Annotated in this window: 15 protein-coding genes and 1 pseudogene; 2 read left to right on the top strand and 14 right to left on the bottom strand. The window is 63.3% G+C overall.

Annotation, left to right across the window (positions count from 1 at the left end; translation table 11 throughout):
- Nucleotides 1–133 precede the first annotated feature (133 nt).
- The 3 genes from iolD to ACYG9Y_RS24035 form a co-directional block, all read right to left on the bottom strand.
- The gene (gene iolD / locus ACYG9Y_RS24025; RefSeq protein ID WP_352609069.1) at nt 134–1984 is read right to left on the bottom strand and encodes a 3D-(3,5/4)-trihydroxycyclohexane-1,2-dione acylhydrolase (decyclizing); all 1851 of its coding nucleotides are present in this window, start codon (nt 1982–1984) and stop codon (nt 134–136) included.
- A 33-nt stretch (nt 1985–2017) separates the two neighbouring features.
- Nucleotides 2018–3952: a bifunctional 5-dehydro-2-deoxygluconokinase/5-dehydro-2-deoxyphosphogluconate aldolase gene (locus ACYG9Y_RS24030; RefSeq protein WP_023739738.1), complete on the bottom strand. Its 1935-nt coding sequence runs from the start codon at nt 3950–3952 to the stop codon at nt 2018–2020.
- Between the two features lie 153 nt (nt 3953–4105).
- Nucleotides 4106–4951 carry a MurR/RpiR family transcriptional regulator gene (locus tag ACYG9Y_RS24035; protein WP_023739739.1) on the bottom strand — a complete coding sequence of 282 codons (846 nt, stop codon included), beginning with the start codon at nt 4949–4951 and terminating at the stop codon, nt 4106–4108.
- 315 nt (nt 4952–5266) lie between these two features.
- On the opposite strand from ACYG9Y_RS24035, the gene ACYG9Y_RS24040 reads away from it, so the two are divergent.
- Nucleotides 5267–6376: a Gfo/Idh/MocA family protein gene (locus ACYG9Y_RS24040; protein ID WP_023687403.1), complete on the top strand. Its 1110-nt coding sequence runs from the start codon at nt 5267–5269 to the stop codon at nt 6374–6376.
- A gap of 11 nt (nt 6377–6387) precedes the next feature.
- Here ACYG9Y_RS24040 and ACYG9Y_RS24045 read toward each other — a convergent pair whose 3' ends face one another.
- The gene (locus ACYG9Y_RS24045) at nt 6388–7086 is read right to left on the bottom strand and encodes a helix-turn-helix transcriptional regulator (protein ID WP_023672341.1); all 699 of its coding nucleotides are present in this window, start codon (nt 7084–7086) and stop codon (nt 6388–6390) included.
- A gap of 126 nt (nt 7087–7212) precedes the next feature.
- Here ACYG9Y_RS24045 and ACYG9Y_RS24050 point away from each other — a divergent pair, with 126 nt between their 5' ends.
- Entirely contained in the window at nt 7213–7848 is a 636-nt protein-coding gene (locus ACYG9Y_RS24050; protein WP_023739740.1) for a LysE family translocator, read from the top strand.
- 115 nt (nt 7849–7963) lie between these two features.
- On the opposite strand, the gene ACYG9Y_RS24055 is transcribed toward ACYG9Y_RS24050, so the two are convergent.
- The 10 genes and pseudogenes from ACYG9Y_RS24055 to ACYG9Y_RS24100 all read right to left on the bottom strand — a co-directional run bounded on the left by ACYG9Y_RS24055 (nt 7964) and on the right by ACYG9Y_RS24100 (nt 16109).
- Complete coding sequence (locus tag ACYG9Y_RS24055; RefSeq protein WP_023739741.1) at nt 7964–8479, bottom strand: SRPBCC domain-containing protein; 516 nt, start codon at nt 8477–8479, stop codon at nt 7964–7966.
- Nucleotides 8457–8816 (bottom strand): ArsR/SmtB family transcription factor, encoded by a 360-nt coding sequence (locus tag ACYG9Y_RS24060; RefSeq protein ID WP_023672338.1) that lies wholly within the window; start codon nt 8814–8816, stop codon nt 8457–8459. Before ACYG9Y_RS24060 ends, ACYG9Y_RS24055 begins: the two co-directional genes overlap by 23 nt.
- A 75-nt stretch (nt 8817–8891) precedes the next feature.
- Nucleotides 8892–9983, bottom strand: a complete 1092-nt coding sequence (locus ACYG9Y_RS24065) for a 3-deoxy-7-phosphoheptulonate synthase (protein WP_023739742.1) — start codon at nt 9981–9983, stop codon at nt 8892–8894.
- 473 nt (nt 9984–10456) lie between these two features.
- Nucleotides 10457–10878 (bottom strand): annotated as a pseudogene (locus ACYG9Y_RS24070) (PIN domain-containing protein).
- Nucleotides 10875–11138 carry a type II toxin-antitoxin system Phd/YefM family antitoxin gene (locus ACYG9Y_RS24075; protein WP_023739743.1) on the bottom strand — a complete coding sequence of 88 codons (264 nt, stop codon included), beginning with the start codon at nt 11136–11138 and terminating at the stop codon, nt 10875–10877. The pseudogene ACYG9Y_RS24070 and the gene ACYG9Y_RS24075 overlap by 4 nt, the downstream one beginning before the upstream one ends.
- 72 nt (nt 11139–11210) lie before the next feature.
- Entirely contained in the window at nt 11211–12005 is a 795-nt protein-coding gene (locus ACYG9Y_RS24080) for an SDR family oxidoreductase (protein WP_023710444.1), read from the bottom strand.
- Nucleotides 12006–12035: 30 nt separating this feature from the next.
- Nucleotides 12036–13031, bottom strand: a complete 996-nt coding sequence (iolG, locus tag ACYG9Y_RS24085; RefSeq protein ID WP_023739744.1) for an inositol 2-dehydrogenase — start codon at nt 13029–13031, stop codon at nt 12036–12038.
- A 113-nt stretch (nt 13032–13144) separates the two neighbouring features.
- Complete coding sequence (locus ACYG9Y_RS24090) at nt 13145–13927, bottom strand: ATP-binding cassette domain-containing protein (protein WP_027049093.1); 783 nt, start codon at nt 13925–13927, stop codon at nt 13145–13147.
- A gap of 2 nt (nt 13928–13929) precedes the next feature.
- Entirely contained in the window at nt 13930–15006 is a 1077-nt protein-coding gene (locus tag ACYG9Y_RS24095; RefSeq protein WP_023694633.1) for an ABC transporter permease, read from the bottom strand.
- Nucleotides 15007–15167: 161 nt separating this feature from the next.
- Nucleotides 15168–16109, bottom strand: coding sequence for a sugar ABC transporter substrate-binding protein (locus ACYG9Y_RS24100; RefSeq protein ID WP_023684065.1), 942 nt, complete (start codon nt 16107–16109; stop codon nt 15168–15170).
- Between the last annotated feature and the right edge of the window lie 374 nt (nt 16110–16483).

Below are 16483 nucleotides of genomic sequence, written 5' to 3' on the forward strand. Positions count from 1 at the left end.
TTTCTTGTTCACCCTCCCGTTGTGGGGAGGGTCGCTGCGAAGCAGCGGGGTGGGGTGCGGCGCCAGACCCCCACCCGGACCTTCGGTCCGACCTCCCCACAAGGGGGAGGTAGGGGGCAGCGCTGACTTAGCATCAATCGCCAATAGTCTGCATCTGCCGCTTTTCGTCATAGGCCTTGCGGGCTGCGTTGACCTGCGGCCGTGCGGAGACTTCCGGCACCGCGACATCCCACCAATGGCCGCCGGCATCGGTGGAAATCAGCGGGTCGGTGTCGATGACCAGCACGGTGGTGCGGTCGTTGGTTTTCGATTTTTGCAGCGCGGTCTCCAGGCCGGTGATCGACGGCACCTTCTCGGCAATAGCGCCCATGCTCGCCGCATGCGCGGCGAAGTCGATGTCGGGCAGGATCTCGTGGCGCGCGTCCTTCAGGAGGTTGTTGAAGTTGGCGCCGCCGGTGGCCATCTGCAGCCGGTTGATGCAGCCATAACCCCTGTTGTCGAGCACCACTATGGTCAGCTTCAGGCCGAGCATCACCGACGTGGCGATTTCGGAATTCATCATGAGGTATGAGCCGTCCCCGACCATGACGACGACCTCCTGGTCGGGCTTGGCCATCTTGGCGCCGAGCCCGCCGGCAATCTCGTAGCCCATGGTCGAGAAGCCATATTCGCCATGGTACGAGCCGGGCGCGCCTGCCTGCCAGAGCTTGTGCAACTCGCCCGGCAGGCCGCCCGACGCATTCAGCAGCGTTACGCCGGACCCGAGCGCGCGCTGCACGGCGCCGATCACCTGCGCGTCCGAAGGGAAGGCGGCGTTGGTCGACGCCGTCACCTTGGAGGCTTCGGCCTGCCAGGCCTTCTTGCCTTGGGTCGCATTGTCGGTCCATGTCGCCGGTGCTTTCCACTTCCCCAGCGCAGCACCGAGTTCGGCGAGCCCTTCGGCCGCATCGGCGACCAGCGGCAGCGCGCGGTGCTTGCCGGCGTCGAAAGGCTGCACGTTGAGCCCGATGATGGTCTTGCCGGAGTTCTTGAACAGCGCCCACGAGCCGGTGGTGAAATCCTGCAGGCGGGTGCCGATGGCGAGCACGACATCGGCTTCTTCCGCCAGCCGGTTGGCCGCGGACGTGCCGGTGACGCCGACCGCCGCCATGTTGAGCGGATGTGTGTCGGGCAGCGAGGATTTGCCGCCTTGCGTCTCGCAGACCGGAATGCCGGCGCTCTCGGCGAATTTCGCCAGTTCATCCGAAGCCTGCGAATACAGCACGCCGCCGCCGGCGATGATCAGCGGTTTTTTCGCACCCTTCAGCGCGGTGACCGCCGCCGCCAATTCATGCCGGTCCGGACGCGGACGGCGCTGGTGCCAGACGCGCTCGGCGAAAAAGCTCTCGGGATAGTCATAGGCCTCGGCCTGCACGTCCTGGCAGAGCGACAGCGTCACCGGGCCGCATTCCGCCGGATCGGTCAGCACCTGCATGGTCCGCGCCAATGCCGGGATGATCTGCTCGGGACGGGTGATGCGGTCGAAATAGCGCGACACCGGACGGAAGCAGTCATTGACCGTCGCGGTGCCGTCGGAAAAGTCCTCGGCCTGCTGCAGCACCGGGTCGGGAATGCGGTTGGCGAAGACATCGCCCGGCAAAAACAGGACGGGCAACCTGTTTACATGGGCGAGCGCCGCCGCCGTCACCATGTTGAGCGCACCGGGGCCGATCGAAGAGGTCGCGGCCATGAAGCGGCGGCGGAAATTGGCCTTGCCATAGGCGATCGCCGCATGCGCCATCGCCTGCTCATTGTGGGCGCGGAAGGTCGGCAATTCGTCGCGCAGCTGGTACAGCGCCTCGCCGATGCCGGCGACATTGCCGTGACCGAAGATCGCCCACACACCGCCGAAGATGGGCACTCTTCTGCCGTCGATCTCGGTCATCTGCTTGCTCAGAAAGCGGGTCAGCGCCTGCGCCATCGTCAGGCGGATTGTCTTGCTCATGGTGTTTTCCTCCGCAGTCCTCTTGCCGCGCCTTTATGCTGCTTTACGGCCACGCGCGGCAAGCCACGCTTCGGTCAACTGTTCGAAGCGCGCGGCCATGTCGGCGATAGCCTCGTCATCCGTCATCTTGCCGGCCAGCCATTGTTCCGCGGCGTGGACGAAGATGGTGCGGCCGACGGCAAAGCCCTTGACGATCGGCGCCTTGGCGGTGGCGGCAAAGGCCGCTTCCAGTTCGTCCTGCGGCGCTTCGAGACCCAGCAGCACGACGCCGCGGCACCACGGATCATGCTTCAGGATCACCGCTTCGATCTTGGCCCAGGCGCCGGCCGACGCCTGCGGTTCGAGCTTCCACCAGTCCGGCTTGATGCCAAGCGCATAGAGTTCTTCCAGGGCGCGCGGGATCGTCGTGTCATCGAGCTTGCCGTGCTTGCCGGCGATGATCTCGACCAGAAGCTCCCGGCCGACCTTCCGCGCGGCTTCGAACAGCGAGCGCAGCTTCTGCTGCTGCTCTTCCTTGAGCGCTGCCGGATCGTCGGGGTGATAGAAGCACAGGCATTTGATGCAGTGGTCGACCGGCCATTCCACCAGTTGCGAGCCGATGTCCTGCGAGAACTCGAAGCGCAGCGGCCGGGAGCCCGGCAGTTCGACGGGACGGCCGAGCCAGGCAAAGGGGTGGCGGGCGAACTCGAACATCGCCTCGCGACCGTGCTTCTCGTCGATCAGCATGCCATAGCCGTCGCGGCCGGCGGCGACTTTCGCCGCGGCCTTGACCGCCAGCACCTTGAAATCGCGGATGCGCGCCGGATCGGCGCCGGTCTTTGCCGCGACGTCCTCGAGCTGCACACGGTGGTCGCAGGCGAGCGCCATCATCGAGGGGATATCGCGGCGGCGGGTCGTCGCCCAATGGATGTGGTTGATCGCCTCGTCCTTGCGCAGAGCGAGATGCTTGCTGCCGTTCTTGAGGAAGAACTGCAATTCCTCGAAGGTCGGATATTCCGGCGCGCAGAGCAGCCGCGACACGGCGAAGGCGCCGCAGGCATTGGCCCAGGTCGCCGCTGTCGCATGATCTTCGCCACCCAGCCAGCCGCGCAGGAAACCGGACATGAAGGCATCGCCCGCGCCCAGCACATTATAGATCTCGATCGGAAAGCCCTTGCCGACGATACCGTCTTCCAGATCGTCGCTGATCGGCCCGTCATAGACGATGCAGCCCATGGCGCCGCGCTTCAGTACGATGGTTGCCTTGGACAGCGCGCGGATCGTCTTCAGCGCGCTCAGGCAATCGTCGGCGCCCGAGGCGATCATGATCTCTTCCTCGGTGCCGACGATGAGGTCGCAATCGGGCAGCACCGTCTTCAGCTGGGCCGAGACGCGGTCGGATTTGACATAGCGCTCAAAACCCTCGGCATGGCCGGCGAGTCCCCAGAGGTTGGGGCGGTAGTCGATGTCGAACACCACCTTGCCGCCCCTGGCCTTGATGATGCGGATCGCCTTGCGCTGGGCGGCGTCGCTGTTGGGTCGGGAAAAATGCGTGCCGGTGACGACGATGGAACGAGCCGAGGCGATGAAGGCTTCATCGATGTCTTCTTCGGCGAGCGCCATGTCGGCGCAGTCGCTGCGATAAAAGATCATTGGCGAGACGCCTTCGCTCTCGACCGAAAGCAGCACCAGGGCCGTCAGCCGTTCCTGGTCGGTCTTGAGCCCATCGACATTGACGCCTTCGCGCCTGAGCTGCTCGCGGATGAAGCGGCCCATCTGCTCGTCGCCGACGCGGGTGAGCAGCGCCGAGCGCAGGCCTAGTCTCGCCGTGCCAACCGAGATGTTGGCCGGGCAGCCGCCGACCGATTTGGCGAAGGAGGTGATGTCCTCCAGCCGCGAGCCGATCTGCTGGCCGTAAAGGTCGACGGAAGCGCGACCGATGGTGATGACATCGAGCGTCGCCTGTTTGGCGTCCATGGCTTCGCTCATTGGAACCTCCCGTCGGTCTTGTTGTCTTGAGCAACGTAGTTGGGGGACACGCGCGAGCGGCAGCGTGGCGCCGGGAATATGAAATAATAATTCCAATCTATAGTCAATATGGAATGAGCATTCCTTCCGCGAATTCGAGCGCCGGGCGCCGGCCTAGGCTTTGCGCTTCTTGCCCGTGCTGCGCCGCTTCTCGCCGACGCCGACGGTGAGCGCCATGGCCAGCGCCATGGTGGCCGACAGCGAGCGGAAGCCGGCAAAATCGGCCTCGGCAACCTCGAACCAGACCTTGGCGAACTGCGCTAGTGGCGAAAACGAACTGTCGGTGATGGCGATGATCGGCACGCCCTGTTCGGAAATGGTGCGGGCCTCCTCGATGGTGGCCGGCGCATAGGGCGAGAAACTGATGGCAATGACGGCGTCCGCCGGGGTGGCGAAGGCGACCATTTCGGCATTGAGGCCGGCGGCGGATTCGATCAGCTGGTTGCGGATCTTCAGTTTGCCCAGCGCATAGGCGATGTAGCTCGCCACCGGATAGGAGCGGCGCTTGGCCAGGACATAGATGGTCTCGGCCTTGGCCAGCAGCGCAATTGCGTCTTCCAGATGGGCCTCGTCCAGCGAGCGTGAGATGTCGTTGAGCGAAGTGCCGGCGGCGGCGACGAAGCCGTCGAAGATGGCGCGGTGTCCAGCACCCGCATCGGCCTTGGCGCGCAGCGCCTGCAGGCGTTCGTCATAAGAGGAATTGCGCTCGCGCAGCCGCTCGCGAAACACCTGCTGCAGGCTGGTGAAGCCGTCGAAGCCTAGTTGCTGGGCAAAGCGGATCAAGGTGGACGGCTGCACGCCCGCCGAAGCGGCGATGCTGGCGGCGGTGCCGAAGGCGATGTCATCGGGATTGTCGAGCGCATAGGCGGCGATCTGGGCGATGCGCTTGGGCAAGGTTTCACGGCGATCGAGGATCGTGGCGCGCAGCGTCTCGAAGTCGCGAGGTACCCGTTCGTCCATCGTCGCCCCGTCCAAGCTCACCTAAAGCGCGTCGCGGTGAAACGGATGTGCGATGCGCTTTAAGTCTTTGTTTTGATGCATGCCGTTGTCCCAGAACCGCGGCACACTTCTGGGCGACATGCATTAGAGCATGATGCCGAAAAGTGTGCAGCGGTTTTCGGACGACATCATGCTCTCTTTAACTCAAGTGACGTCCTCTCTGCCCCATCATAGCGAGCCTGCGCAAGAAGGCCATAAAAAATGAGGCAGACATTCCATTCGGAGAAGAAATGGACTAATTCATCCATCGATCGCTTCAGGTATTGGGAGAAAGAAATGGTCGGCGTTGGTCTTATCGGCACGGGTTTCATGGGCAAATGCCACGCCATTGCGTGGAGCGCCGTCGGCGCCGTCTTTCCCGATGTCGCCAAGCCGAAGCTGGTCCATCTCGGCGAGGTCAACGAGGAGCTGGCCAAGCGCAAGGCCGGTGAGTTCGGCTTCGCCAAGGCGTCGGGCGACTGGCGTGCCGTCGTCAACGACCCCGAGGTCGATATCGTCTCGCTGACCACGCCCAATCAGTTCCATCCGGAGATGGCCATCGCTATTCTCGAAGCCGGCAAGCATCTGTGGTGCGAGAAGCCGATGGCGCCGAGCTTTGCCGAAGCAGCGGCGATGGCGGCCGCGGCGAAGAAGTCCGGCAAGGTCGCAGCGCTTGGTTACAACTACATACAGAGCCCGGCCATCCGCCACATCGGCGCGCTGCTCGAGGAAAAGATCATCGGCGAGGTCAACCATCTGCGCATCGAGATGGACGAGGACTTCATGGCCGACCCCGAAGCGCTGTTCTTCTGGAAGCATGAGGCCGCATCCGGCTATGGCGCGCTCGACGATTTCGCCGTGCATCCGCTGTCGCTGGTCTCGACGCTGTTCGGCCGCGTCGCAAAAGTCATCTGCGACATGGCCAAACCCTATGTCGACCGCAAGCTGGCCAGCGGCGGCCGCCGTGCGGTGGAGACCTACGACATCGCCAGCGTTTTGATGCATCTGGAAAACGGCATTGCCGGCACGCTGCTGGTCAACCGCTCGGCCTGGGGCCGCAAGGGCCGCATCGCCATACAGATTTTCGGCTCCAAGGGATCGATCCTGTTCGACCAGGAGCGGATGAACGAAATCCAGCTCTACGTCACCGCCGATCGCCCGACCGAACAGGGCTACCGCACCATATTGGTGGCGCCGCACCACAAGCCTTACGACGCCTTCCTCCCGGCGCCGGGCCATGGGCTCGGTTTCAACGACCTCAAGATCATCGAGTGCCACGAATTGCTGACGCGGCTTGCCGGCAAGCCGGCACGGGTCATCGAATTTGCCGAAGGGCTGGAGATCGAGCGCACCGTGCACGCGATGGCGAGGTCGTTCGAGGAAGAGCGCTGGGTGGATGTGCGGTAAACCCGCTCGCTTCAGCCTCCAGCGACAGCGTTCGCCTCCCAGCCACTGACCCAGACCTGGCGCAGGCGATCGCCTTCGCCCTTGAAGCGCAGGCCGGTCGCCCGGCAATCCGCGATGCGGTCGCTGCGGAAATTGCGGATGGCCTGGCGCAATTCGCACCAGGCGACGATGTTGGCGGTTTCTGAATAGTAGATCAGCGCGATCGGACGGATCAGCCGCTCGGAGGCGCGGCCGATTTCGTCGCGATAGGACAGGTCGAGCTTTTCCTCGTCGCGGATGGCGCGGCGCACAAGCGCCAGATCGATGGTGCCGATTGCCGGTGCTGCGAACCCCCAGACATGCAGCGCGTTGGCGTCGAACGCCTGGCGCAACGGCGGCGGCACGGCGCTGGCGATCTTGGCGCTGACGCGCTTGGCCGCCTGCTTGAGTTCGCTGTCTCCCGTGCGCTCCAGCAGGGCGAGCGACAAGACGATCGCTTCCATCTCCTCGATCGAAAACATCAGCGGCGGCAGGTCGAAGCCGGGCCGCAATATGTAGCCGATACCGCGCCCGCCTTCGATCGGCACGCGCATTGCCTGCAGTGCGGCGATGTCGCGATAGATCGAACGCATCGTGACTTCCAGCTGCCCGGCGATCATGGCTGCCGTCACCGGCTGCCGCGCCAGCCGCAGGATCTGGATGATCTCGAACAGCCGCGACGCCTTGCGCATTTCCTCTCCCTGATGAAGGCTACTGACACATCCCCGTCAGTTGGGATGATTTATTGGACTGCCTATCAGGTTGAAAATCAACAAATTCCTCAACGGCACCCCAGCAGGAAGCGACAGGCAACTGACATGAGTTACGCGGAAAATCTCTGGCTGTTCTTTATCCTGCTGTCCGGCATCATCATCGTGCCCGGCATGGACATGCTGTTCGTGCTAGCCAACGCGCTCACCGGCGGCCGCGACCGGGGCCTCGCCGCCACCGGCGGCATCATGGTCGGCGGCATCGTGCACACGCTGAACGGCGCCATCGGCGTCGGCCTGCTGATGCATTTCGTGCCGATCCTGTACAAGCCGCTGCTGATAGCCGGCGCCACCTACATGGCCTTCATCGGCATCTCGCTGGTGCGCAGTTCCATCACCGTCGGCCACGACGGGCCCGCCGGCAGCCGTACGGCCTGGAAGGCCTTTCGCCAGGGACTGGTGACCTGCCTGATCAACCCGAAGGCCTATCTCTTCATATTTGCCGTCTATCCGCAGTTCCTGAAGCCGGATTACGGCCCGATCTGGATGCAGGCGACGGTCATGGGCTCGCTGACGATGCTGACGCAGGCCGCCATCTATGGCGGGCTCGCCATCACCGCCGGCCGCAGCCGCAATCTGCTGGTGGCCAATCCGCGGGCGACCGCTTTTGCGGGCCGGGCGGCCGGACTGCTGCTGTTTGCGGTCTCGGTGTTTACGGCATGGGAAGGGTTGAGGGCAGCGTGATCCCGATCAAGCGATGACGCCGCGTTTCTTCGCCTCGGCGCGGCGCTTGCGGATCACTGTCCCGGTCTTTTCGTCGCCGAGGGCGGCAGCTACCCCGTCCGCGAGACCGATGACGTCATGACCGCCTCACGCCTTCGCCCAAGACGACGAGAAGCTCGTCCAATTGCTCGAACGTCTCGCCCATCGCATCCGCCGCCCCGGTACCGGCTGCGTCGAGAGCCTCCTCCGAGGGATAGAGTTCGTGCATGACCAGCAGCGTCTTGCCACCCTTTTCCTCGAAGGTCAGCGTGGTGACGGGTCCACCGTCACCACCTTCGTCATTGGTCCAGACAAGGCGTGAGTGCGGTGTCACTTCGATATACCTGCCGAAGAATTCGTGAAGGTCCGAGGCGTCGTGGCCGAACACCAGGCGGTACGTGCCTCCGGTACGAGCATCCATCTCACATGAACGCAGGAACATGCCCATCGACTTCGGCACCCACCACTGCTTGAACAGCTCGGGCTTCGTCCACGCCTCGAACACGATGCGCGCCGGACCGTTGACTGTTCGCGTGACGACCAGCTCGCGCTCGGACTTCCGTTCGACCGTCGTGCGGTTGTTCGTGGGCTCACTCTCGGTTCTTTGGCGCATCGGCTTTCTCCTTCCGTTTCAATTCCTCGACAACCTTGTCCAACTCGTTGAAGCGTGCGTCCCAGAGCAGGCGGTGCCGCTCGATCCAGGCCGCCTCTTCCTCCAGTCCGCGCAGGCCGAGCTTGCAGGTCCGCACGCGGCCAACCTTCTGCGTGGTGACGAGCCCCGCCTGCTCCAGGACGCCGACGTGCTTCTTCATGCCCGTGAGGGTCATGTGGAACTTTCCGGCAAGCTCGGTGATCGAAGCGTCTGCGCGTCCGAGCTGCTCCAGAACGCCACGCCGGGTGGCGTCCGAGAGCGCGGCGAACGAGGAATCCAAGTCGGTATACTGAACCATATGGTTCAGTATTTAGCAGACGGGTTGCCGGTGTGCAAGGGGAGCCGCAGCGTCCTTCCCCCGCATCGCCTCGTATCAGGCGGCGCCCGGCCGGCTCTCCATCATGGCGCGGCGGGCTGAGCGGCGCCATTCTACGGCGCCGGCGAGGCCGTGCAGCACCGTCTCTGTGGTCGCCCAGTCGATGCAGCCATCTGTGATGCTCTGGCCATAGACCAGCGGCTTGCCTGATACCACGTCCTGCCGGCCGGCGACGAGATTGCTCTCGATCATGATGCCGATGATACGCTCGTCCCCTGCTGCCACCTGGCCGGCGACATCGGCCGCCACCTTCGGCTGGTTCTCCGGCTTCTTGCTCGAGTTGGCGTGGCTGACATCGATCATCAGACGGGGGGCGACGCCGATGCGGGCAAGTTCGACCGAGGCCGCCTCGACGCTCGCCGCATCGTAATTCGGCTGAACGCCGCCGCGCAGGATGACGTGGCAGTCCTCATTGCCGGTAGTAGTCGCAATGCCGCTGCGTCCGCCCTTGGTGACCGCCATGAAATGATGCGGCTGGGCGGCGGATTTCACCGCCTCGGCCGCGATCCTCAGATTGCCGTCGGTGCCGTTCTTGAAGCCGACCGGGCAGGACAGGCCGGAAGCCAGTTCGCGGTGGATCTGGCTCTCGGTGGTGCGCGCGCCGATGGCGCCCCAGGCGACGAGGTCGGCAATGTATTGCGGCGTCGTCATGTCGAGGAATTCGGTCGCTGCGGGCAGGCCGAGATTGTTGACCGCCGACAGCACGTTGCGCGCCATCCTGAGCCCCTTGTCGATGTTGAAGCTGCCGTCGAGGTCGGGGTCGTTGATCAGGCCCTTCCAGCCGACGGTCGTGCGCGGCTTTTCGAAATAGACCCGCATGACGATCTCCAACCGGTCGGACAGGGTCTCGCGCAGCGCCACTAGCCGGCTGGCATAGTCAACGGCTGCGACCGGGTCGTGGATCGAACACGGGCCGACGATGACAAGCAGCCGGTCGTCGGTGCCGTTCAAGATGGCATGGGTGGCGTTGCGTGAGGCGCTCACGGTGCGCGTTGCCGTCAGCGTGCGCGGGATCTCCCGCATCACCTGGTCCGGCGTGCTCAATTCTCGGATTTCCTTGACCCGAAGATCGTCTGTGGTGGTCAACACGGCTTTCTGCTCCTGTTTTTAGGGAGACCTGCCGGCTGATACAAAAAAGCCGCCAGGTCTGGCGGCTGTTCGGACTTGTTGCTGCAATCTTCAGATCGAGCGCAATCCTCCCGCCGCCAGCGAGCTCGTAAAGTACCAATAGGTGGCGGTCAGGTTGATCATGAGGCTCATATAGTCGATGCGGGGGTGTTTGTCACGTGGGGTATGCGGAGACAATTCGGGATGGGCCGAATCCTCGCGATTTCGTCATCCCTGGGCGGAGCAGGAGCGAAGCTCCGTCGCGGAGACCCTGGGATCCATTCCGTGACCTGGGCCGTGGAGTGCGGCGGAGCAGAATTCTGGACCGTAGCAGCGCTCTGAAGTCGCGGCGTGGATCCTCGGGTCTGCGCTGCGTCGCTACGCTCCTTGCTCCGCCCGTGGATGACGAAGTGCCGGCGGTTCGCCAATCGCCAACACGTATAACGCGGAGCGGCTCATGCGGTCCAGGGATCGAAGAGTTCAAGCCCAAAGCCTTCGAAATCTTTCGTATTGCACGTTGCCAAGGTGAGCTCGTGCGCAATTGCAGTGGCTGCGATCAGGCCGTCCATCGACGACAGACCACGACCGCGGCGCTTCGCAAGACCCATCAGGTCGCCCCAGGCAAGGCAACCGCATCGTCCACCGGCAAAACCCGCTGTTCGAAGCGCTGGGGCAGGTCCCGGGCGAGCCATTCGGCCAGCGCCTCGCGTTTGCGGCCCTCCTCCATCAGAGAGACGCCGCGCTGGATCTCGGCGATCGACACTACGCTGATGAAGGAGCGGTCCTCATCAAGCTCGTCCAGCCAGCCCAGGACACGTGCGTCAGGCGCTGGCCTCGTCACCTCGGACAGGACATTCGTGTCGAGCAGCAGTCTCACGGCGGCAGGTCACGCGGTTCGTCGCGCTGACGTTCAAGGTCGAGATCGGCGCCGCGCAGCGGCGAGTCCAGCAGGAACTCGGCAAGCGTACCCTTGCGTGCGATCTTGCGCTGCCATTCCTCGGCCGAGACGACAACCACGCTTGGTTTGCCGTTCTTGGTGATCGTCTGCGGCGAGGACTGTGCGCGCTCGATGACCTCGGAGAGCCGGGCTTTTGCCCCGGCAACCGTCCAGTTGGTGCCTTTGGATGACGTTAGCATCGCATCCCTCGTGACTATCATGACTATCATGACTATCTGGGAATGGCGATGTTGCTGCAACAGGGTTTGAAACTACTCCGGCGAGGTCCCCGCGACGTTCTGGTCATAGTCGACCAGCGAGCCGGTCATGACACCGGATTGCGGGCTGGCCATGTAGCTGATCAGCCGCGCCAGTTGGTCGGGCTTCACCAGTTGGCCCATGGGCTGGCCGGCCTCTGCCTTTGCCAGCCAGTCGTCGGAGGCACCGTGCCATTTCTTCTGCACGATGTCCTCGCCCTCGGTGTCCATCCAGCCCGGCAGAACGGCGTTGCAGCGGATGCGGTTGAAACGATAGGCGTTGGCGACGTTCTTGGTCAGCGTCGCCAGCGCACCCTTGCTCGAGGAATATGGCGCCAGGAAGGACTGGCCGCAATGCGCCGACATAGACAGCACGTTGACGATCGAGCCCGGCGCCTTCTGGTCCAGGAGATGGGCCACCACGCCCTGCATCAGGAAGAACGGGCCGCGCACGTTGGTCTGGAAAATCTGGTCGAAGGTCTCCTCGGAGGTTTCGACCAGCGACCCGCGCGCGGAGGTGGCTGCGGCGTTGACCAGCGCGTTGATGGTGCCGAAATGCGAGACGGCGGTGGCGACGGCACGCTTGCAGTCGGCCACCTTCGAAACGTCGGCGCTGATGAAGATCGCGTCGACGCCGGCGTTGTTGAAGTGGGCGACCGCCTTGTCGCCCTTCTCCTGCGAACGGCCGATGAGCGCCAGCGCCTTGCAGCCCTCGTCGGCCAGCGCTTCGGCGACGGCAAAGCCGATGCCTTGCGCGCCGCCGGTGACGATAGCGCGCGTGTTCGAATTGCGATCGGCGGATGTGCTCATCGCTCTGCTCCTGTGCCTTGGTTCCGGTTCTTACTTGTCGAGACGGACGGTCTTGCCTGATGTCGCCGACTTCAGCGCGGCATCGGCCAGCTTCAGCGCCACGAGGCCGTCGGCGCCGCTCGGCGATGCCTTCTTGCCCGAGGTTGCAGCAGTGATGAAAGCGGCAATCTCGATGGCGTAGGCGTCGAGATAGCGGGTCATGAAGAAGTCGTGCAGCGGCGGGCGCGTATAGCCCTTCTCATTGGCGACCTCGATCGACACAGGCCGCTGGTTTTCGGCGGCGACCATGCCCTTGGAGCCATGCACCTCGATGCGCTGGTCGTAGCCATAGGTGGCGCGGCGCGAATTGGAGATGACGGCCTGCTTGCCGGACGCGGTTTCGAGGATGACGCTGACCGAATCGAAATCGCCGGCCTCACCGATCTTCTTGTCGACCAGAACCGAGGCATGGGCGCTGACCGCGACCACCTCTTCGCCGAGCAGGAAGCGCGCCATGTCGAAGTCGTGGATGGTCATGTCGCGAAAGATGCCGCCGGAGCGCTTGATATAGTCGATCGGCGGCGCACCGGGATCGCGCGAGGTGATGGTGACCATCTCGACCTTGCCGATCGCGCCGTCGTCGATCGCTTTGCGCACGGCGGCGAAATGCGGATCGAAGCGGCGGTTGAAACCGACCATCAGCGTCGCCTTGGCCTTGTCGACCACGGCCAGGCATTTCTCGACACGCTTGACGTCGAGGTCGATCGGCTTCTCGCAGAAGATCGCCTTGCCGGCCTTGGCGAAACGCTCGATCAGATCGGCATGGGTGTCGGTCGGCGTGCAGATGACCACGGCGTCGACGTCCTTGGCCTTCTCGATCGCGTCGATGGTGCGCACTTCGGCGCCATAGGCGGTTGCCAACTCGGTCGCGGCCTTTTCAAAAGCGTCGGCAACGGCCACCAGTCTGGCCTGCGGGTTGGAGCCGACGGCGCGGGCATGGACCTTGCCGATGCGGCCGGCACCGAGGAGGGCGAAACGAACAGTCATGGGGTATTTCCTCTAGGGGGATGGGTTCGAGAGAGTTGTGTCTCCACCTTCCTTTTGAGAAAGGTGGCAAGATAATTTTTCGAGCACGCCAGAAAACAGGATGACCATCCTGTTCAGGCCGCGAGTTCCGCCTCCCCGGTTTTGGCGCCGGTGATGTAGGAGACGATGTCGTTGCCGTCGGTGTTTTCCTTGCGCAGGTTGGCGACGATGCGGCCGCGCCGGAAGACGACGATGCGATCGCACAGGTCGAACACCTGGCGCATGTTGTGGCTGATCAGGATCAGCGGCTCGCCATTGTCCTTCAGCGTGCGGATGATGTTTTCGACCTGCGCCGTCTCCTGCACGCCAAGGGCTGCCGTCGGCTCGTCCATGATGATCAGCTTGGAGGCGAAGGTCGCGGTCCGGGCGATCGCAACGCACTGGCGCTGGCCGCCCGACATGTGACGGATGGTGTTGGACAAATTGGGGATTTTCACTGCCGTGCGGATCAGCGCCGCCTCGGTCGCCTTGCGCATGTATTTGCGGTCGAGGATCGAGAACGGGCCGAGGTTGAACAGCACCTTTTCGCGGCCGAGGAACAGGTTCGACGGCACGTCGAGATCGTCGGCCAGCGCCAGATTCTGGAACACGGTCTCGATGCCCGCCGTGCGCGCTTCGATCGGCCCGGCGAAATTCACTTCCCTGCCGTCGAACCAGATCTGGCCGCTGGTGCGTTGCTCGACGGCGGTGATCTGGCGCACGAAGGTCGATTTGCCGGCGCCATTGTCGCCCATGATGGCGACATGCTCGCCCTTGCGCAGCTCGAAATTGGCGCCTTCCAGCGCGTGCACGCCGCCATAGCGTTTGGTCAGGTTTTCGGTCTTCAGGACGATGTCTGTCGTGGAGATATCTGGCATGGTCAAGCCCTCAATGCCCGCATGCGCTGGCGCCATTGGTCGAGAACGACCGCGCCGACGATGATCACGCCCTTCACCATCTCCTGATAGTAGGCGTCGAGGCGCAGGAAGGTGAAGCCGGAAATGATGACGCCGAAGATCAGCGCGCCGATCACCGTGCCGACGATCGAACCGCGGCCGCCCGACAAAGAGACGCCGCCGATGACCGCCATTGCGATGGCGTCGAGCTCGTACATGACGCCCATGCCGGACTGTGCTGTCAGGTTCTTGGAGGAGAGCACGACAGCGGCCAGCGCGGCGAGGATGCCGGCAATGACATAGACGAGGATCTTGTGGTTGGCGATCTTGATGCCCGACATGCGCGCGGCATCCTCGTTGGAGCCGATGGCGTAGCAGTGCTTGCCGTAGCGTGTGTAGGTCATGATCAGCTGGAACAGCACCGCCAGCGACAGGAAGATGATGACCGGCATCAGCCCCTTGCCGATTCCAGCGAAACTTTCGGTCGGAAACGAGATCGGCTGGCCCTTGGACCACCATTTGGCAATGCCGCGCGCGGTCACCATCATGCCGAGCGTGGCGATGAACGGTGGAATGCGCGTATAGGCAATCAAGGAGCCGTTGACGAGACCGGCGAGCAGACCGCAGCCGATGGCGACCAGTACCGGCACGATCACCGGCAGGTCGGTCCAGCCTTGCGCCAGGAACATCGCCTTGGGGTTAGGGTTACCGTTGACCGTCGCCACCTGGGCAAAACTCATGGCGATCATGGCGGTGGCGCCGACGATCGAGCCCGAGGACAAGTCGATGCCGCCGCAAATGATCACCTGCGTGACGCCGATGGCGATGATGCCGACGATCGACACCTGCAGGATGATGATCTGCAGGCGGGCCTCATTGAAGATCCCGGCGACGTTGTCGCGCGTGTTGAACAGGAAGCTGTCGCCAAGAAAGATGCGGCCGATCAGTTCGAAGATGACGACCAGAATGACCAGCGCCAGGAAGACGTTGAATTCGGCCGGCCATGTCCGCCTCTTCGCGTCATAGCTGACCCCGCCGACGCCATGAGATGTCTGTGACATGCCTTGTCCTCCGTGAGGCCGCATTTGCCCTTCCGCCCCTCAGGGCGGTGGGGAAAACGGGAGCGGCGCGGTTGCGCCGCTCTCTTGTTTGTTTGTCGCAATTCCGGACGGAAAACCGCTTCACACTTTTTCCTGGAATTGCTTACGCGTGAGTTGCCGGCTCAGTTCTTCTTCAGGAACTTGTCGATGTTGGCCGGCGTAACCAGCTGGAAGGGCACGTAGACCTTGTGCTCGACCTTCTCGCCCTTGGCGAGCTTCAGTGCCGCGTCGAGCGCGCCGGCGCCCTGGCCGGCCGCATCCTGGAACACGGTGGCATCGAGGTCGCCGGCCTGCATGGCGGCAAGCGCGTCCTGCGTGGCGTCGACACCGCCGACGACGACCGTCTTCATGTCGATGTTGGCGGCCTTCATCGCCTGGATGGCGCCGATGGCGCTTTCGTCATTGTTGGCGATGACGCCGTCGAACGGCTTGCCGGTTGACAGCCAGTTGGTCATCAGGTTCTGCGCTTCGTCGCGGTTCCAGTTCGAAGTCTGCTTGTCGATGATCTTGATGAAGCTGCACTCCGGCGTGGCGATCACCTCTTCGATGTCCTTGGTGCGCTGCACGGCGGCCTGGTTGGAAAGCTCGCCCATGATGACATAGACATTGGCTTCCTTCTTGCCGGCCTCGGTGAACAGGCGGCAGACTTCCTTGGTCTCGAGCGTGCCTGAATCGGCCTCGTTCGACGCGACGAAGGCCTGGTTGTCCGGCAGCGTGTCGACATTGACCGGCTGGCGGTTGACATAGACCAACGGGATCTTGGCGGCTGCGGCGGCGTCCGACATCGCCTGCGTGGCCGAGGTGTCGACCGGGTTGACGATGATGGCGTCGACGCCCGAGGCGGCGAAGTTCTTGATCTGGTCGAGCTGCTTGGCGACGTCGTTCTGCGCGTCCTCGACCTGCAGTTCCACGCCGCTCATGCCCTTGGCCTGCTCGATCATGCCGTTGCGCAGCACGGTGAGGAAGTTGTCGTCGAACTTGGCCATCGACACGCCGACCTTGGCGGCAAAAGCGGACGAACTCATCAGCGCCGCAAAGGCGACGCCCAAAATCAGTTTCTTCATTGTGTTTCTCCTCCACATTGGTGTCCGGCTGCACCGATCTACCCGGAATCCCCGATAGCCCGAGGAATCTCTCCCTGATGCCTTCCTGTTCCGTATGGCGTTTTGTCCAAGGGATGGAACGCCAGGCTCCCAGTTTGAAACAGATGTTCCGGAACGAAAGAACCAAAATACCAATCTGATGAAATATTTATTCCATTTTTTCGCGAGACGTCAAGAGCGATTCCTAAGTCGGAAAGCGGATTTTCGGTCGCCGCGCCGCAATTTCACGTCGAATCAAGGCCGACAGCGGCCCAGGCCGAGTCTGAAGGCAGAATCTGATAGATTCTATCATCGCCGGGAGAGCCCACGCCGAACGGGTCGGCGCGGCAGAACGC

The organism is Mesorhizobium sp. W050, from assembly GCF_054719535.1.